This window comes from Lyngbya sp. PCC 8106 (assembly GCF_000169095.1).
Taxonomy (GTDB): Bacteria; Cyanobacteriota; Cyanobacteriia; order Cyanobacteriales; family Microcoleaceae; genus Capilliphycus.
This window is the reverse complement of sequence record NZ_AAVU01000023.1, coordinates 82,063-100,835: the sequence shown is the minus strand read 5'-3', so window position 1 is coordinate 100,835 and position 18,773 is coordinate 82,063. Positions and strand designations below refer to the sequence as shown.

General features: G+C 40.9%; 17 protein-coding genes and 1 pseudogene. 11 read left to right on the top strand and 7 right to left on the bottom strand.

The annotated features are described in order from the left end of the window. Nucleotides 1-476, top strand: a 476-nt coding sequence (locus L8106_RS16415; protein WP_009785487.1) for a site-specific integrase, incomplete at its 5' end; no start/stop codon positions are given. Nucleotides 477-1,263: 787 nt separating this feature from the next. On the opposite strand, the gene L8106_RS16410 is transcribed toward L8106_RS16415, so the two are convergent. Next, the gene (locus tag L8106_RS16410) at nucleotides 1,264-1,536 is read right to left on the bottom strand and encodes a hypothetical protein (RefSeq protein ID WP_156803720.1); all 273 of its coding nucleotides are present in this window, start codon (nucleotides 1,534-1,536) and stop codon (nucleotides 1,264-1,266) included. Between the two features lie 1,492 nt (nucleotides 1,537-3,028). Here L8106_RS16410 and L8106_RS16405 point away from each other — a divergent pair. The 8 genes and pseudogenes from L8106_RS16405 to L8106_RS34490 all read left to right on the top strand — a co-directional run bounded on the left by L8106_RS16405 (nucleotide 3,029) and on the right by L8106_RS34490 (nucleotide 12,193). Next, nucleotides 3,029-4,534, top strand: a complete 1,506-nt coding sequence (locus L8106_RS16405; protein ID WP_039896521.1) for a reverse transcriptase domain-containing protein — start codon at nucleotides 3,029-3,031, stop codon at nucleotides 4,532-4,534. A 182-nt stretch (nucleotides 4,535-4,716) separates the two neighbouring features. Next, nucleotides 4,717-6,015, top strand: a pseudogene (locus L8106_RS29720) (relaxase/mobilization nuclease domain-containing protein); the annotation flags it as partial. A gap of 51 nt (nucleotides 6,016-6,066) precedes the next feature. Then, on the top strand, nucleotides 6,067-6,375 hold the full coding sequence (locus L8106_RS16395; RefSeq protein ID WP_009785483.1) for a hypothetical protein: 309 nt from the start codon (nucleotides 6,067-6,069) through the stop codon (nucleotides 6,373-6,375). A gap of 207 nt (nucleotides 6,376-6,582) precedes the next feature. Next, the gene (locus tag L8106_RS16390; protein WP_009785482.1) at nucleotides 6,583-7,329 is read left to right on the top strand and encodes a hypothetical protein; all 747 of its coding nucleotides are present in this window, start codon (nucleotides 6,583-6,585) and stop codon (nucleotides 7,327-7,329) included. A gap of 145 nt (nucleotides 7,330-7,474) precedes the next feature. Then, nucleotides 7,475-8,041: a Uma2 family endonuclease gene (locus L8106_RS16385; protein ID WP_009785481.1), complete on the top strand. Its 567-nt coding sequence runs from the start codon at nucleotides 7,475-7,477 to the stop codon at nucleotides 8,039-8,041. Nucleotides 8,042-8,721: 680 nt separating this feature from the next. Beyond that, nucleotides 8,722-10,953 carry a hypothetical protein gene (locus tag L8106_RS16380; RefSeq protein ID WP_156803719.1) on the top strand — a complete coding sequence of 744 codons (2,232 nt, stop codon included), beginning with the start codon at nucleotides 8,722-8,724 and terminating at the stop codon, nucleotides 10,951-10,953. 36 nt (nucleotides 10,954-10,989) lie between these two features. Next, nucleotides 10,990-11,778, top strand: coding sequence for a glutathione S-transferase family protein (locus L8106_RS16375; RefSeq protein ID WP_009785479.1), 789 nt, complete (start codon nucleotides 10,990-10,992; stop codon nucleotides 11,776-11,778). Further along, entirely contained in the window at nucleotides 11,753-12,193 is a 441-nt protein-coding gene (locus L8106_RS34490) for a hypothetical protein (protein WP_009785478.1), read from the top strand. Before L8106_RS16375 ends, L8106_RS34490 begins: the two co-directional genes overlap by 26 nt. A gap of 943 nt (nucleotides 12,194-13,136) precedes the next feature. Here L8106_RS34490 and L8106_RS16370 read toward each other — a convergent pair. From L8106_RS16370 to L8106_RS33050, 5 genes are all read right to left on the bottom strand, one after another. After that, entirely contained in the window at nucleotides 13,137-13,361 is a 225-nt protein-coding gene (locus L8106_RS16370; RefSeq protein WP_009785476.1) for a hypothetical protein, read from the bottom strand. A 6-nt stretch (nucleotides 13,362-13,367) separates the two neighbouring features. After that, nucleotides 13,368-13,637, bottom strand: coding sequence for a hypothetical protein (locus L8106_RS16365; RefSeq protein ID WP_009785475.1), 270 nt, complete (start codon nucleotides 13,635-13,637; stop codon nucleotides 13,368-13,370). Between the two features lie 124 nt (nucleotides 13,638-13,761). Continuing rightward, complete coding sequence (locus L8106_RS16360) at nucleotides 13,762-14,289, bottom strand: GNAT family N-acetyltransferase (RefSeq protein WP_009785474.1); 528 nt, start codon at nucleotides 14,287-14,289, stop codon at nucleotides 13,762-13,764. A 540-nt stretch (nucleotides 14,290-14,829) separates the two neighbouring features. Continuing rightward, nucleotides 14,830-15,369 carry a hypothetical protein gene (locus L8106_RS33055; protein ID WP_198012957.1) on the bottom strand — a complete coding sequence of 180 codons (540 nt, stop codon included), beginning with the start codon at nucleotides 15,367-15,369 and terminating at the stop codon, nucleotides 14,830-14,832. Next, nucleotides 15,320-15,961, bottom strand: a complete 642-nt coding sequence (locus L8106_RS33050) for an aldo/keto reductase (RefSeq protein WP_009785472.1) — start codon at nucleotides 15,959-15,961, stop codon at nucleotides 15,320-15,322. The genes L8106_RS33055 and L8106_RS33050 overlap by 50 nt, the downstream gene beginning before the upstream one ends. Nucleotides 15,962-16,351: 390 nt before the next feature. On the opposite strand from L8106_RS33050, the gene L8106_RS16350 reads away from it, so the two are divergent. After that, nucleotides 16,352-16,684, top strand: a complete 333-nt coding sequence (locus L8106_RS16350; RefSeq protein WP_009785471.1) for a Mo-dependent nitrogenase C-terminal domain-containing protein — start codon at nucleotides 16,352-16,354, stop codon at nucleotides 16,682-16,684. A gap of 351 nt (nucleotides 16,685-17,035) precedes the next feature. On the opposite strand, the gene L8106_RS33760 is transcribed toward L8106_RS16350, so the two are convergent. Next, nucleotides 17,036-17,341 carry a hypothetical protein gene (locus tag L8106_RS33760; RefSeq protein ID WP_009785470.1) on the bottom strand — a complete coding sequence of 102 codons (306 nt, stop codon included), beginning with the start codon at nucleotides 17,339-17,341 and terminating at the stop codon, nucleotides 17,036-17,038. A gap of 77 nt (nucleotides 17,342-17,418) precedes the next feature. Between L8106_RS33760 and L8106_RS16340 the strand changes: the two genes are divergently transcribed. Further along, on the top strand, nucleotides 17,419-18,291 hold the full coding sequence (locus L8106_RS16340; RefSeq protein WP_009785469.1) for a prohibitin family protein: 873 nt from the start codon (nucleotides 17,419-17,421) through the stop codon (nucleotides 18,289-18,291). Nucleotides 18,292-18,773: the final 482 nt, after the last annotated feature.

Below are 18,773 nucleotides of genomic sequence, written 5' to 3'. Positions count from 1 at the left end.
GAATTGGTGAAGTTTTGGCACTGGATTTAGAACAAGTAGATACTATCGTTCGCAAGTTTCAGGTGGTGGGTAAAGGGAACAAACAACGATGGTGTTTTTATAGTGAGGATGCAGCACAAGTTTTAGATAAATACATTAAGTATTATAGGGATACAGGTTCTACTGCGTTATTTACTGCACGAAATCCATTTACTCAAGAAGTGACGCGCTTGTCTGATCGCCGAGTTGATAGTAATTGGTGTGATTTGACGGCGCAAAGTTTTGTTTTGAAAGGTGCGAGGCTTCACGATTTAAGACACACTTTTGCTACAGAAAGAGTGGGATTAATGTCTATTGAAGAGTTACGAGCGTTGATGGGACATGAAAAGATTCAGACTACGTTAAGATATCAAAAAGTCACTTCGCTTCGAGCTGAAGTTGTTGCACAAAAGGCTTTAAAGATTTTGACTTCTGCTGAATCAGAGATTTCTTATTAAATTAAATTAAAGCTACACAAATCATATATTTTTGAGCATATAGGCGATGTTTGGGAGAGTAGTGACTATACTCTGCCGTGGTTAACTGAGTGTTGTCCTAGAGTCCGGGCTGGTTTTCAGAAAAAAAGGGGCTGTAACCATGACCTGGCAATGGTTTCACTCGCTACTTTGCGGTTCGTGTCAGCTTCGCTATTTCTACGCCAGTTAGTAGATCAGAAATCTCAATAGTGAGTTGATCGTGCATAGAGATTTACCAACTGGCGATTGGCTCCGCCACTGCGCTTTAGCGCAATCGCTATATGCTGGATGAACACTATTTTCAACCCCAGTTAAATTGTTACCAATGCTTTTGCTGTATCCTTTGATAAATCAAGATTTCGGGATTTGACAATGGGTAATTTATTTTAGATGGATGCTTATGTCTGTCTCTGCTGAAATCACAAATTTTGTAAAATTAAGAATTGAGTTGTGATCAAATAGCAAGATCATTATTCTGTGAAAACAATAACCACATTTAGATTTCTATTTATTTTTATTTTTATTTAAAAGACCAACAATGTTAGAAGATTATCAAAATTCATTCATTATTTTGAGTTTTTCACTCATTTCCTCATTCATTTGTTCTGGAACCCAGTTATTAAAATCACTATCATCAACTTCAGGTGAGTTTTCTTGAGGTATTACACCATTTTCAGTGGGTATAGTTTTTTGTTAAACTGGGTTAGAAGATGAAGTTGTCCCGTTTTTTTATGCTGAAGGTTGAGATTGATGATTTTCCGTATTGATTTCACCCATCAATGAAAAACAGTTCCCCCATATTGTGCGATTCTAGCAACTTCTTAAATTCACTAACTGCCCAATGTAAGTTTGATGCGTGAATCATCAGTGAACTCTTAAAGAATATCGGATCGGTTTCGGGAATATCTGACTCTGATAAGACAGATGCAAGCAACAAATTCTCCAAACACATCCAGATTTGCGATCTACGTTCTCCTTCACCGATACTTTTTAGATATTCTAGAACTATAAGTTGTCGTTCGTTTTGAGGTACGAGCTTCAACTCAATCCTCTTGTCACTTAATCTCTTGTTGTTTGTCATAACTATCCTATTCTGCTTTTTTGCTAAACTATTGAAGTCAGTTTAAACTGATTTCTCTCTAATTTTACGAGATTTCTCTCTAATTTTACGATTTTTATCTTAACTGCTATTTTGACTTACTATAAGTTAACTGCTATTTTGACTTACTATAAGTTAACTGCTATTTTGACTTACTATAAGTTAACTGCTATTTTGACTTACTATAAGCAAGCTATGACTTTGTTTTGTGACAAAATTCGATCCAAACTTCATTAAACTTCACAGTATAAATCAAGGTAGTTTCGATCCCTGATATAGCCATAGATACTAAAAACCTACCTGACTAAATACTAGAACGAACGGTTTAGAATATGTGGTTTGAGTTTGTGGATATTTAGTGGCGTTAACGTACAATTAGTAGATCAGAAATCTCAGTAGTGGGTTGATCGTGCATAGAGATTTACCAACTGGCGATTGGCTCCGCCACTGCGCTTTAGCGCAATCGCTATCTACACTATGAACACAAGTTGCGAACCTAACATGAGTATGAGTAGATCAGAAATCTCAGTAGTAAATTTTTTGGTGAGGTAGATTTCCCGAACTGTGGGAGGGTGCGTGTTGGGTATTTCACTCGGGTTAATTTCTCACCCGTATCAGAACTCATTTGAGAAACTTATTCCTGTTGTAATTCACCCGCTATTTCTCAGAAACAAAAATAAAAACGTGCAAGATTTTATTATTTTCAAAATGGGTATAGATTATTAAGATGATGACAAGATCGTTGAACTCAAGTTAAAATCGTTAATTAATACTGAATTTATACGATTTTAATGATCGGGAATATCGTTAAAGGGAAATCGTTCTACAATGCTTTAAGATACTGTGCCACGAAAGAAGGCAGCAGACTACTTGAAGCGAGAGATTTAGTGCGATTCGTTGTAACGGAATCACGGTATCCAGCCCGTAAATAACGTTACCAACAGACCCTAACGGGAATGTTGAACTCTCGGTCGAATGAGGGTGAAAGCCCCTTCTCCAAGACTCATGGATGACTCCTTATCTGCCCACACTGACCAGACTCGGTTTCTGGAGGGTGAAGCTGGGAACAGGGCGCAAACAGACATCTATTGCGAGGTGACACTGGCGCTAATAGGGAGTTCCTACGGTGATACAGAGCCTAGAAAAGCAACCTACTCGCAGGCAGAGCGCAAGACCACAACCTCTGACCTCGTTGGAGACAATTCCCGCCGCATTTTAAATCGATAGCGGTAAGAGTCTAGGGAATCCAAACGGTTGAAGTGGCTACACCTAACGGAACAAAACAATCCGACCGAGGGAACGAATAAAAACGAATTGAAGGTCAAGGGGAGGTCGAACCCCAAGTAGGCTAGACGAGCAGCGGAAATCCTTCAGTTCGGGTAGGACAGACCGTAATTGGTCTGAGGTGTTCAGAATACACAACCCAGAGCAGAGCATGATTAGACACATGGACAACCATGGTGAATCTTGGAAGAACCTACCGTCGAAGCAATTCCGCAGAAACCTCTTCCGCCTACAAAAGCGCGTGTACAAAGCTATTCGAGTTGGAGACAAGCGGAAAGCTAAATCTCTGATGAAGCTAATTCTGAAATCCACCGCAGCAAGATTACTGGCAGTTCGGCAAGTAACTCAACTAAACGCTGGTAAAAAGACAGCAGGAGTAGATGGTAAGGCTTCACTCTCATTTGAGGAACGGTTTGAGTTAAGCGAACAGCTTAAACAACCGATTAATACATGGAAGCACAAACCACTAAGGGAAATTCCTATCCCCAAAAAGGACGGAAAGACCCGAATCCTAAAAATCCCTACCATATCAGACCGTGCTTGGCAATGTCTCGTCAAGTACGCACTAGAACCAGCACACGAGGCAACCTTCCATGCTAGGAGCTACGGCTTCAGAGCAGGTCGGGCGGCACATGACGCTCAGAAATTCCTGTTCCTTAACCTCAGTTCCCGAGCTAACGGAATAGAAAAGCGAGTCATAGAACTCGATATCGAAAAATGCTTCGATAGGATAAACCACAAATCTATTATGGAACGACTCATCGCCCCACAGGGCATAAAGCTCGGAATATTCCGATGCCTCAAATCAGGAGTCAACCCAGAATTCCCCGAACAGGGAACACCTCAAGGGGGTGTGGTGAGTCCCCTACTTGCCAACATTGCACTCAATGGGATAGAGGACATTCACCAATCGGTTCGATATGCCGATGATATGGTTATTATACTCAAACCCAAAGATAACGCCGACAAAATACTCGACAAAATCAGCCAGTTTCTAGCAGAACGTGGAATGAATGTGAGTTCCACAAAAACTCACATTACCGCTACGACAGATGGGTTTGATTTCCTCGGCTGGCACTTCAAAGTGCAGAGCAACGGGAAGTTTAGATGCGTCCCTTCAGCGGACAATTTCAAAGCCTTCCGCAAGAAAGTAAAACACATCGTCAATAACTCGAATTATGGTGCTGCGGTTAAAGCTGAGAAATTAGCACCCGTAGTGCGAGGTTGGAGAAACTACCATCGCCACTGTAAACTGGATGGTTCGCGATTCTCGCAATACCATATCCAGAAAAGAACGTACAGGGTATTCAACAAAGAAACCAAACAGAATCGCTACAGCAGCAAGGAATTGCTACAGAAAGCGTTTCCGGCGGTTAAATACTCCGAAAACAAACACATCAATGTCAAATGGGACAAATCACCGTTCGACGGAGATATCGCCTATTGGAGCAAGCGCAACAGCAAGCTCTACGACGGAGCAACCTCCCAAGCCTTAAAACGGCAAGACCATACTTGTGGATACTGTGGCTTAAAACTGCTCAGTGACGAGAGAGTACATCTACATCATGTCGATGGAAACCATAACAACTGGAAGAAAAACAATCTCCTCGCTATTCACGAAAGCTGCCACGATTACATACACATGAGCAAACGCTAAAGCTAAGAACATCGGGAGCCGGATGCAGCGAAAGCGGCACGTCCGGATCTAAATGGGAGGGGCGAGAGATAATACTCCCCCTCGACCCAACCCCCGATGGCGATCGCAGTGATGGATTAAATTATCTAGACTTAACCCATAAATTTGAAGATTGGGCTGCAAGTAATACTAGGGCTAATAAAAAAGTATGGCATTGTTCACTATCAATTCCACCGGATGATAGGAACTTGAGTGATGATGAATGGAAGGAAATTGGACGAGAATATTTAGATGAGATGGGGTTTGCGGGTTGCCAATATGCCATCTACCGCCATAACAATACAGAACATGATCATGTCCATCTAATAGCAAATCGAATTAGACCCGATAGTAAAGCCAATTTATTACATTGGGATTATGTTCAATCCGATGTTGCTATTCGTAAATTAGAAGAAAAATATAATTTAGAAGTAGTACCGAGTTCCAATCAAGTTAAAATTTTCAGAAGATTACAAAGTTTATCAACACAAAAAGTTTCAAATCCTAATTTTACTCTTACTTTAGAATCATCAGAACAAAACACCGAAGATGATAATTTAGAATTAAAATCAAAATCGAATATTGGATTAATCGAAATAATACCAACTTGTTCTGAATCCATTAGAAATCATTATCGGGCGAAAGTAAATATTAAAGTTGACAACCAACTTACCGGAGAATTCAATCAATTGGTTGGTAATGACGGTAATTTTATTGAATCAGAACCCGAACCTGAATCAGAACAAGAACAAGAATATCCCAACGAGAGATTTTATGATCAGACAAGTGTAGATAATAAGGAAGATGAATCAATGGAGGAAACCCAGATTATAAACGATGAAGCTACAACACAAAATTTATTTATACACCAAACCGACGAACTTGAGACAAAAAAGAAAATTGAAGATAAATTAAAATTAAATAAATCAATTATAGACAATGAAGATGTAAACCCAGAAAATGATAATAAATCAGAACCAGTGGATAGACAATCTAGTGAAAACGATTCCAACGATTCTATTTCATTAAAAGAGAAACAGAGGATGGAAGGGTGTGAAAAAGTTTATGATATTTTAATGAAAACATTCCCATCACTAAACCCATCACTAAACCCAACAGAACACAAAACCACTGAGATTTCACCAGAAGTTTCACCAGAGTTAAAACCGGAAGTTTCACCAGAACTCTCACCACAGTTAACACCGGAACAAGCTCATTTAATTGGAAAAGCGATAACCTTTGATTTGAATAAGCACGATAAAAGTAAAAAGTTTTTATTAGATAACAATTTAGAAAATAAAACTGAACCAACAGTTTTGTATGATAGAAAGAATAGGATTATTCAAATTGAAAGTGAAAACAACGAAACATTATTAAAACTGCAACAGAATCTTGAAACTGATAAATGGGAAGTTCAAGGTAAAGTTTCGCAGTCAATGGTAGATTATTATCCGACTTTTTAAAAAATCCATAACAACCAAGAACCTGAAAGAAAAGATAAGATTGAACAAAGAATGGTGAAATATGTAGTCAATCAATTAGATCAAGATATTCATAAAGAAATTGGAGATTATGATATTTGGAATGTGGAAGGAAAACTAGAGGTTAATAATGAAAGAGAAAACAGTGTTGTGTTAAGTGCTAATTATAATCAAGAAAGTAAATCTTGGCAAGTCAGTCAATCTAATATTCAAGAAGAAGATTTTAACTTCTTTTTAGAACTCAATAGTAAGTTGGAAAAAGAACGGGAGAAACGTTTAGAATCTCAAAGAGAATTACAGCAAAAACCTAAACGAACAAAAAACTATGATTTAGAATTATAATGGCGGAACCTTAGTCTATGTTTATCAGTCAAATCTGAGAACGTCTAACCAATTCCCAAGCCATTTATACTTATGGTGTCAGCGATAGTAGCGTTTTATTTCAAATGAAGAAGATTATGATATTATACCAAATAAGTTAAATATATTTATTGATGAAAAGATTGTAGAATTGTAGAATCATTTAAAGTTAAACCACTGATAGATATAATGATTGAAAAAGCGACAAATCAACCCGAATCTAATTTATCTCCAAAACTTGATCAAAATACATCAGAAACATTATTAAAAATTTTATTAGAAAAAGTAATTGAGCAGTTGCCTATTTCTATCTCTGAGCTTATGTACAGGCAAGAAGATAAAATATCAACAATTATTCATCAATCTACCACGTCAATAAATCAGAAATTAAATGAGATTAAATATGATGTAAAAAAACTGGAAAGACACCCCCAAACATTATCAGAAGAGCAGTTAAGTGAATGGCTTAATCAGCTCGAAAAACGATTTAATGAAAAGTTAAAAAGACAAGAATATGAGTTGAATAAATTAAGAGAAAAAGTTGAGAGTTTAGAGGATCAAGTTACAGAATTATCAATCATTAATGAGGCGATTCTGTACAGAAATAATAAAAAATTCTCTCAACATTCCCCAATAGAATCTTTGACCAACTCAAACAATAGAGAGCAAGAGATATCTTCAGATAATATTTTGGATTTTAAAGAATCTAAGGAATATTCATCAATATCTAATGAAACAAAAAAATCGGTTGAAGACTATCCTTTAAGTGTAGGAGAAGTTGCTCGAAAATGGGACTATTCACAAGCCGCAATTTGTTTTCACCTTCGTAAGAATAAACGTTTCAGACCTAAAGATTCTACTATAGAATATGAAGGAATGAAGCCATCAGACGGGGCGCAAGGTAAAAAATGGAGACTAAGATTAGTAAAAAAATAGGGTAAAATTATGGAATCAAATTGAACAGGCTTTCTCTTTACTTGGATAACCGAATAGTTAAAAAGGGTGTCTAGTTTTGCATAGAACGAGAACACAAAATTATTTGTTCTTTAACATTATTTGAATCAAAGGATTAATGATTACCATGACATCAGTTCAATTTACTACAAATTTTTCTCTACAAGAGTTTCTACAATTGCCGGAAACTAAACCCGCCTGCGAGTACATTGACGGTCAAATTTATCAAAAATCAATGCCCCAAGGAAAACACAGCATTCTGCAAACTCGCTTAGTAACCCTTATTAATCAAGTTGGCGAACCGCAGCAAATAATTTATGGACTTACAGAATTACGATGCACGTTTGCAGGGCGTTCTCTCGTTCCAGATCTTGCCGTATTTGAGTGGTCGCGCATTCCTGTTGATGAAGACGGAGAAATTTCAAACCGAGTAGAAATTCCTCCAGATTGGATCATTGAAATTCTTTCCCCCGAACAGTCTCCAAACCGTGTGATCAACAAGATTATTTTCTCTCTTAAACAGGGGACAAAGTTAGGTTGGTTCATTGACCCAGATGATAAATCGGTGATGGTTTTTCAACCTAATCAATTACCAGAAGTTAAATATGATGCAGAGATTTTACCTGTTCTTAGTGTAATAGAAAGTTGGCAAATTTCAGCCACCGAGGTTTTGGGGTTGTTGAAATTCAAATAAAGATTTTCTTGTCCTTGCTTGATGCGGCGACACCTTAAAATCCTTTCATTGTCACAGGGCGTAAATAGGGGTATTGATAGAGAAGCTGTTATGAAGTGCCATGCTTACTTGAAAAGTTCTGTATAAGCTTTTGGAGTTGGTACTTTTCTCTTTTTAGTCTCATTTCTGTGTTCAAAACTCCTAAATTTAGTCCCGATTTGATGAAAAAGTTCCGACACCCGTATTAATCGGTACTGTGTCAACTTCTGTAAAGAAGTGCTTAAAAAGCGAGTACAGCAGTGTTTTTAGTTCGTTGGCACTTCGTGACAGCTTTTCTAGCATTAGCCCTTGTCAACGGGGAACTTCAGTTTAAGGTTAAATGAAGCGTTAAGTACCTGTGCAAAATATTTACACATTGCTATCTTTGCTATCCTTGCTAGGCAATGCTTTCAGCCCTATCCGAGGGGAAATTTATTATGCCTACCTACTTAATTCACTAAGGTATGCAATGATTAAGAGTCACTCCAAGTCGAAGTCTGTCTAATTTTACCCTGAATAATACTCAGCCTAGCGAACAAGATTGTTAAGTCACAAGATTGTTAAGTCAATCGTTGTACTACTCCCAGTCCATAACAGTATATTAAATCCTAATCCATTGGGGAGTCAGCCAACACAAACTGTCAATATTCTAGTTAATAAAAATGTCACAGAGCCAGCCTACCAACCTCTCAATCTGCCAGGATGAACTCTTAACTTGGTCGTTTACTCAATGGTATATGCTGTCGTCTCAACTTCAGTCTAGTTCTACATCTTCATTACCGACCCATCTCGCTAAAATACTGAGCATCCTCAATGAAGCGGGGTTAACTCCACGTATTACTCAATTATCAATTGATCGCTTAACAGTGATTAGAGATCTTTACCAACAGCCTCGACTTCTGAAGTTAATCGAACAAACCTCAACAATTGATCAAAAACAGTTAATTCCCATTGTCAATCAACTGATTACTCTGGCATTGGCTCTGCCTCCCGGCTACAACTACGCTCAAAGCCGCGCCCTGATTACCGCAGCGATCGCCTATCATCAGTTAAATCAAACATCCCAAAGTACACCCTTACTTCAGCAGGCGAGTCAAACTTTAATCGGAATCGCTGTTCCGACTCTCAAGGCTGAAACTCAATGGCGTTTAGCAGACGCTTGGTTTACCATTGGTCAAACCTCTCGCGGGAATGCCACTCTATCAGCAGTGACAGCAACCCTGAAAACGATGTCCCCTCAGTCTCGTCCCTTCACTAATGGTCTTCCTGAGTTATTGATTGATGCTTATTTAGGTCAGGGGCAATGGTCAGAAGCGATCGCAGCAGCCCGTTCCATTCCAATGCTAGCTCAACAAAGTCAACAACTGTTTCGGATTGCCTCAGCTTACCTGCGCTCTCGACAAGTTCAACCTGCTCTCGATCTGTTCAATACAACAATTGACCCATTGCTTAAAACTACCCCAGATACGCAAGAAGATTTTGCCAAAATTGCCACAGAGGGAATTATAACTTTTGCTCAAGCTAGTGGTGTGACAACTGCAACTCGCGCTGCCAAACAACTACCCAGCACTCAACCCGCCTTACGTGCTAAAGCGTGGTTGGCGATCGCAGGAGAAGCCCGTCAACAAAACCGTCCTAATGAAGCAACCCCAGCCCTAGAACAGTTGATTGAAGCCGGAAAAATCGGCCAGAAGCAAGGGTTCGGTTCAGGTTTCGGAATCTGGGGCGATGATCAATGGAGTGGCTCTCTTTACCCTCTCAGTCGCTCTCAGGGATACTTACCGGAAATGCTTTATTTCATTGAACAACTTAATCTTAAAACTGAGGCGGCAGAATTTTTGATTACGGAAGCCGTCAAGGAAAAACGCTTCGATGAAGCCAAGCAACTAATTCCAGAACGGATGCTGATGAAAATTGACGCCAGACCCTTTGAAGTGCAGGAAGATTGGCGTTGGTGGGTTGCAACTGTTGCTGCTCATGAGGGTGAACCTCAACAACTTCTGGCTCTCAGTGAAGCGATCTTACCTGAGATTGGTAGTAGCGATCCCAAACTATTGTCTCCGATTTATATACCGACTGTTCTAGATATTGATCCACCAAGGAGCGATCGCCCACCTTTGTTTTTACCGGATATTCCACCAACGCCTGCTCTTCCTGAACAACGAGCAATACGGGCAATTACATTACTTCAGAAATCCGAACAGATAGAAATGGTGGGGCGACTTTCCCAAGGACTCGCAGATCAAGCCGAAGAACTTCTCACTCGTCAGCCGACTGTTAAGCTTGAGTGGGATCAGCATCCGTTAGAGTGGGTCTATAATCTAGAACGTTTCCTCCATCAGCATCAACAAACTGCGATCGCCCAGCGTCTCTATACTTTGCAGGTAGATTATCTCAAACAGATTGAAGATTTAGAGCAACGAGCCAATTTAATACCGTTTACTTCCAGTTGGGATGATCCACGAGGAGCGATCGCGCACTTTATTGAGTTCGCTGAGACAGTCGGTGTCGCCGAGCAAATTCTGGTAGCGAAACGAGTTTTTGAACAAGCTGTATCATCAGGTCAGAGAGATATTATGGAGCAATGGCGATCACGCTCTCAGTTTTCTGCGGGTGAGCAAGCCCAGTTAATGCTTAAGAGTGGCGACATAATTCGATATCTATATGGTCAGGATGATGAAATTCTCTGGTACGATCAAATTCTGCAATTGATGCAGGAGCAAGCACCCCAGAATCCATTGAGCAATTTCAATCGATTGAATACAAATAAAATGATTGAGAGATATCTTTATCAAGGATTAGTGACTCAAGCTCAACAGGTAATCGATTTACTGACTGATTGGCCTGAACGTGAAAGACAACAACAGCGACTAAACTGTATTATGCAACTGTAGCAAACCTATTGATATCAATACATTTATTTTAGAGTTATGACGACTCATCCTCTGACCTGGGCAGAACTAGAAGCCCTCACCGACTTTGAGATTGATACCGTTAACGGCCCAACAAATGCTCAAGCGCGTTTACGTCTATTTGGCAAAAACGAGTCTGATGTGCGCGTAACTCTCTATCGCGATAATCATGCTTGGTGTCCCTACTGTCAGAAAGTTTGGCTATGGCTAGAGGAAAAACAGATTCCTTACCGCATCAAAAAAGTCACCATGTTCTGTTATGGCACTAAAGAGAGTTGGTACAAGCGTAAAGTACCTTCTGGTATGTTACCTGCTCTTGAACTTGATGGTCGTATGATTACCGAAAGTGATGATATATTAATGGCACTCGAACAGGTGTTTGGCCCCTTAGTCTTTGGAATGAATGACTCCAAAGTTATGCCGTTGCGACAGTTGGAGCGACTTCTATTTAGGGCTTGGTGTGGTTGGTTATGTTATCCAACGCGATCGCAAAGACAAGATCAACGTAACAAAGAACAATTTATTGGGGTAATGGGAAAGGTTGAAGAGGCTCTCAGTCGCACACCTAGCCCCTACTTCCTAGAGGAGTTTTCCACGGCTGATGTGGTTTTTACGCCCTATGTTGAACGGATGAATGCCAGTCTTTACTACTACAAAGGCTACTCCATGCGAGAAGAAAATCCGGGTTTTAGTGCTTGGTTTGATGCAATGGAAAGCCGTCCCACGAACCCGAGGAACTCAGAGCGACTTCCATACTCATGTTCACGACTTACCGCCCCAAATGGGAGGTTGTTACGAAAACGGTGAACCCCAAACCCGAATTAATCAGAGACGAGTTGATAACGGTCCTTGGACTGGACTACCGGATGTGAAGTATCCTGAACCGGAGAACTCTCGCGCTGAAGCTCTACAACGGGTGATTAAACACCGTAGTAATATTATTAAAGTTAATCCCGCTGATGACCAGTTGTTTGATGAAGCTCTACGATGTGCTTTAACTTACATGATGACGGGTGAAATTTCAATACCGCCTTCTGGGTCTGATGTGGCTTTGCGATATTTGCGCGATCGTATTAATGTACCACGAGATTTGTCGATCTATGCTGCTAAACGTCTGCGAGAAGCGTTAGAAGAAACGGCGGCTTTAGTGGGCGAGCGCCAAGGTTCTCCCATTCCGGTTCAACATCGGCGAGATCAAGATCCAGTTAATTTTGCTTCTTAAATTGGCGTAGAAATAGCGAAGATACTGGGCTGATCTTTAAGGAAGCATAATGCTGTTAAACTAAGTCAGATGGGTGACTGTCCGACTCAGTTTTAAGTCAATTTTCAGAACTCTAAAGTATCTTACCTTTACCCGATGGTTTTAAGTGTTTCTAGTAAACGGGTCGCACTATAGCAGTTTCTCTATCAATACCCCGCACAAACAGTTTATAAGCTTATGAGGGATACGGTGATTGCGATCGCTTTTATACTGGGAAAACGAAAAGAAGTTGCGTCTGATTTAATCCAATCAGTCGGGGTAAAATACTTGGTTTGATGAAACTCAAAGCTAGTAGTTTCAAAATGTACCAATTTCACCCAATCGGTGAGGTTTATCCACCTTTGCCTCCGCTACCTCCACTACCCGGATCTGATTGTTGACAACTAATTGAATTTAACCCTATTGTTCGGGATTTTGTTTTAAACATTCTTATTAATTTAGATGTACAAAGTTTCCAGCTAATCGGATTTAACTCAATTGGTGGGGTTTATCCACCGCCTGTTCCGCCTCCTCCATGACCCGGATCTGATTGTGGACAACTAATTGAATTTAACCCTATTGTTCGGGATTTTGTTTTAAACATTTTCATTGATTTAGATGTATATGTTTTCCAACTAATCGGATTTAACTCAATCGGTTGGCTGGTTTTGATTTGCCGAATTATTCCGAATACAATTCATTTCTAACTAATTTGCTTTAACCCGTGCGAGCGGAGCTAAGTTATAGAACCGTTGTACAATTGATATTGTAAGGGCAGAAATCGATGCTCATTTCGCCCACTTGGATAATCGGCAAAGATTTTGTTGAATAATTGATATTATAAATGCCAAAATAGAGACTGTCAAAAAACAGACAAAACATTCTCCTTAATGCCATTAAAAAATAATATAGTCTAGTTGTCCGACTATCGTAGGGGATAATAAAGTTCGCCCCGTTTTTCCCAAGAGACTCGCCCGATATCTTTACTTTTACTCCAAGCGAGGAAGTGTTCGTTACCCCGTTTGGCTTCTTTCTCAACCGTCTCGGGATTAACCCCCAGTCTATTGGCCAACTCTCCGGCTTTTAACGGTTGCAGTTTGGGTTTAACAAAAGAAGGGGTCGAACGAGATTGCTCTTTTTTATCATACATTTGTATTTACTTAGGTGCGACATTTTCAATTTTTTTCAATTTCTCTTTCTCGGCTTCATTCAACTTTTCTTTCTTTTTGAGTAACGGATACTTACCGTTTTTTAGTCCTTCTAATTTCTCCTCTTTTTCTCGATTATTTTGCCACAGTATCGCTCTCATTCGCCGATTAAACGAGTAAACTTCTTGTGTCTTTTGTTCCGGGGGAATTTTCCGCCAAATACTAAACTGTATTTGTTCGGCTTCCGGGGCTGTGTCTGGTGCTTGGGTTTTGTACATGATTCTGGAGTAATAAGTTTAATCGGTTGTTTGACCTTGAGACTTGTTGAACTGATGAAAATTAGACGATGATCGTTCCCGGTTTAATAATGAATAAATTGAAGGAGAAGTAATTGCTCAAAAATTAATCACTGGTCGGAGCAACGTCTTGTTCACCGACCGACATAAACCCCTCGTGAAAAACTACAAAGCCCTGTGGAATTATGTTGTGAAGTGGCAAGGCAAGGAAGACCTCTTGTGGTACTCCGTCAAGAATCAGTTTAGGAATGTTCTTAAACCCGAACCGTTTGTAGTAGCCCGGATCACCCACAAGGCAGCACCCTTGTCCTCCCATCTCTCTAAGTAAAGATAAGCCATGCTGCATAAGTGTCGTCCCAATACTCTGCCTCTGATATTCCGGCAACACAGAAAAAGGCCCAATACCATACCAATCTCGGCTACCATCAGAAATTGTCACGGGTGAGAAGGCGATATGGCCTACTACTCGTTCATCAATTTCTGCCACAAGCGATATTGTCAGCATCTCGGCCGCTCGTAGTGTTTCTATAATGAACTGTTCTGTTTGATTGCTTACTTCGAGGTTTTCAAAAGCAGCAATCGTAACCTCGGCTATTGCCTGAATGTCTGAAGCCGCTTCACTTCGTATGATCATTGTATCCCAGAGCCTTATAAGTCTTATCTTTTACGGCTGATTCTAGTTAAATTTCATTGTATCCGAATCTCAGTTATTTGCCTTGTAATTTGAGTTAGAAAGTAGAGCCGAATCGTACATTAAACTATTTGAGCGTCTCCAAGGCGACTTCTGGCTTTGTCTCAGTTGCTTTTCCTTGGCTTAATGCTAGAGAAGGTGGTACGAAGTGCCAACACTACTAAAAGAATTTATATGTCTAGCTTTCAGACACTTCTTCACCGAAGTTAACACAGTACCGATTCTGACGGGTGTTGGAATTTTTTCATCAAATTGGAATTGAATTGAAGAAATTTAGACCCCTTTTTGTGTCATCTGGAGTAAAGTTCCGACTCGAAAAGTTGATGTAGAACTTTTGAGTCAAGCATGGCACTTCATGGTAGCTTCTTTAGCATTACGCCAAGTAAATACAGGGCTGACAATCCGCAAATTCTTAATATTTAGTCCCCTTGAAATATCCTGATTTTTAACAGTATTTAGAAGGAAAAATCGTAGCTTTTTAGATCAAGTTGGCAATTGGTCTTGAGTCGGAAAACCATGTTGCTTCCTGCCAACATCAGCATCAAATTTTTTAGAAGACTTAAATAACTCAAACCGCCCATCGGTGGCATAGGGAAGAACCCGCTCTCGCAATGCCTGCATTTCTTGCGCTGTCATCGGTTGAAAACTCCGAGCGATCGCTATATTTTGCCGCAGCACTTCCACCGAATCAATCCCGCTAACTAATGTTGCAATTGGCATACTCATCGAATAACGGATAGCTTCTTGAGGCGTTACCAAACCTTTTTTTACCGCTTCTGCGTTCCCGCTTAAACTTTTCATCCCGATCGCGGCAATTCCTTGGCGATCCAGTTCGGGAAGAACCTGGTTTTGAAAACTCATAAAGTTGGCATCAAAACAGTTAATTGGCAATTGTACCGTATCGAAAGGATAATTGTGAGACAACATTTCTAAGTGAATTGCCGGGTCTTTGTGTCCGGTAAATCCAACAAATTTAACCTTCCCCTCCTGCGATCGCTCGTTCGAGGGCTTCAATGGCACCATCGGGACGAAAAATTAACTCCGGGTCATTGTAATAAATTACCTCATGGATCTGCCACAAGTCTATATAATCGGTCTTCAGACGACGTAATGATTCTTCGAGTTGCTGCATGGCAACGCTTGCGTCGCGTCCGTGAGTGCAAACCTTAGTCATCAGAAAGACTTGATCCCGTCGTCGGTGTAAAGCTTCACCCATCCACTTTTCACTGCGATGGTTGTTGTATTCCCAGGCATTATCCATGAATGTGATGCCATTATCAATCGCCTCGTGAGTAATGCGAATTGCTTCTTCTTTGCTTTTAGCCTGTCCAAGAGTCGCGCCCCCCAACCCAATTGCAGAGACTTCTACACCCGTTTTGCCTAAAGGACGACGGGGAATTTCACCCGAACGGTTCTCCGAGGTTTGAGCGAGAATCAATTCAGCAGAAGAGGTGTTGAGTTCGGCCGCTTCAACGGATGTATTGGAGTGCAGAATATGATCTGCCAAACCCGTACTCGCTCCAACTCCAATAAAGCCAACCCCTTTCAAAAACTGCCGTCGATTGAAGTCTCGGAGAAAACGGTTGGCATCCGCTCCGGAGTGTTGATCGCTCATAGGTTATAACTGAATTGCAACTACTGTCTATAATCTTGTTGTAGTAGTCTGAAAACCTCTCCCATCAGACATAAGTCTCATGTTTAGATACAACCCACATTCCGCACTTCAAGATGTAGCATAAAAAGTGACAGATGAGGAGGGAGGACAGCCTAAGTAGTAATTTAAAGCGATCTCTCCGAAGCATCTGCCATTGATGCCCTTTGCGATTGGGCGCTGGCGCTTCTCTATCAATACCCCTGATTGGACATGAGGTCAAACCCACCTGGAGAGAGTTAAGCAGAGATTATGACAGATAAATTTTTTATATATATATTTAGCCTTTACATTGGCTTGAATTATGTTTAAGCTATAAAACAACAACCGAAAAGCGAGGATTTTCATACAGCCATGAACTCAGCCATGAACTCAGTCAAAACAGCCTATCAACTCACTAATGCTCTAGCAAATCTTCAAACCGCCTTATTCAATAGATTCAATCCGATTCGCCAATACTTGAGAGAATTAGAGATCCGCAATCCTGAACTGGCTCATTTCATCTGCCGAATAATTCCTGCCCAGTGTCCCTTTGAACGAAATTTTTCTTTATTTGGTCGTATCTCAATCCAGATTCCACCCCTGTGTAAATTGAATCCTTTGTATGAAGAAGTGTTTGGTTTGCGGTTTCGCGCACTTTGCTATTTAGCTGATGAGTGTAACGAAAATATCCATTGCTATCTTTAGGGAATTTACCAAAATTCGCTTGAGTTGGATTTCATAAATTCTCAAATCGGCTTGGCATTCTTGAACGTTTGAATAATTAGCTAAAGTTGCCCGTTCAGCCGCCCCTCTATATTTTTTTTTAAATCAACGCTGAAGATATCCGATGGTTCCGTAGGCAACTGTCTTACTGGGGCAATGTCAACTTCCGGGACTTTTCCTAGATTATGAATCAACAACTTATTTATTGACATCTTCAATTGTTTGGTGCATTTTCTGAAGGTTTTTCAGTTTATCGATGCCCGAAAATCGGATAGACAAATCAATTGAAAATATAGCAACAACAATTACAGTGGTCATTAAGAAGAACCAAGTTTAAATTCCTCCAATAGTTTGGCTAATTATTCGCCCGACAACCCTCAAGCTAAACAAATCCGAGTCTATATTTTCTCGGAAATCTTCATCTTGTTTTTGTCTAAATTCCAATTCTCTCAATCGTGCAATCATCGAATTGTCGGACATATAAACCAGTTTTTTAATATTTTTAAGGTGAATTCCGGCTTCCCGAATTTCTACTTCGAGCTTAATTAATTTCTCAATCTGAGATTGGGAGAGTTCCTGGATGCCACTATTGGAAAACAGAGGATCTTCGGTCAGCTTTTCGATTAAGCCGATTTGCAACCCCCCGAACTCCCAGCTTTCATAAAAACCCCGGTGAGTTCGGAGATAGATGTAAAACTGGATTTGAGGAAAATACCATGACAAAGGCGAACCATCTAGATACCCACACTGGCGGACTGATCGCTGTCGGCGTGGCGGCAATCGGTGGATTGGTTTTGCTCACCGGGACGAGCGTGGTTATTCAAGCGGGGGAGGTGGGGGTGATCTCGTCTCTCGGTAAGGTGAACGAGCGCCCGCTTTCGGAGGGATTTCACATCATCAGGCCAGTTGTTGATGGGGTGCAGCGCCTCGACATTACCCGCCAACCCCTGACGGCGAACACCGCCGCCGCGACTTCCGACTTACAGACTTTGACGGCTAACATTCAGGTTGAATACAGCCTCGATCCGGAGCGTTCGCCGGCATTTGTTCGGGAGTTTCGTTCGGTAGAGAATTTTAAGCTGATTCTCGACGGTATTGTTAATGAGAGTTTTAAGTCGGCTTCGGCTCAATTTACCGCCGAGGAAGCTTTGCAAAAACGCACTGAGTTGCAGGCGAAATTCCGCGAAAAGTTGCAGGCTCGTTTGACTCAGGGGGAATATTTTGTGATTATTCACAGCGTTGCTATTCCCAACCTGGAGTTTTCCCCCGAATATGCCCAGGCGATCGAACGCAAGCAGGTGGCGGAGCAGAATGCTAAGGCGGCGGTTTATCTCAAGCAGCAGGCTCAAGAGGAGGCGGATGCGGCGCTGATCAAAGCCAGGGGGGAAGCGGAGGCTCAAAGGCTTCTGGCGGAGTCTTTGAGAAACAACGGCGGCGATCTGGCGATCCAACTCAAGCAGATAGAGGTGCAGCGAGATTTTGTCAACGCTTGGAAGGCGGGGGGTTCGACTCTTCCCCAAATTCTCGTGATCGGCGAGGGGAATGCGCCCCCCATGTTTTTGAATCCCGCAAATCTGGGTAATAAATAGGAATCGTTAAGCGTAGTAATATGTTTTTAGAGTTTTTGGGGTGGGTTCTCGCATCATAAATATTCTTGGAAACGCTGCAAGTTTCGGTTCTACCGGACAAGTTCAGCCAAACTGTTAGTAAAAAGATTCTAACATCTAGTTCGAGTGGGACGGTTGGCTTCATCAGTCTAAACCCATTGAAAATAACGCCTGAAATTACTTCTTTATCCGAATTTATAGATTCTACCAACTCTCCTGTTAATCCCTTAAAACCCTTATTGAGTAACACTTACAGCCGTTTTATGAACTCACTCAATTTCAACACCCACCCCGTCGCGCATTTTTTTTGAAAAATCCCGCCGCCGACTTTGATAGAATGTTTTTGCGAGAATGGTTTTGAATTTGCAGTCAGGAACCTCGAAGCACTCCCGTTATTAAATATTAACATTCCCATTAGGTTGAATATTCGGGAAAATCCCGGAACTCTCGTCAATCAATCCCTT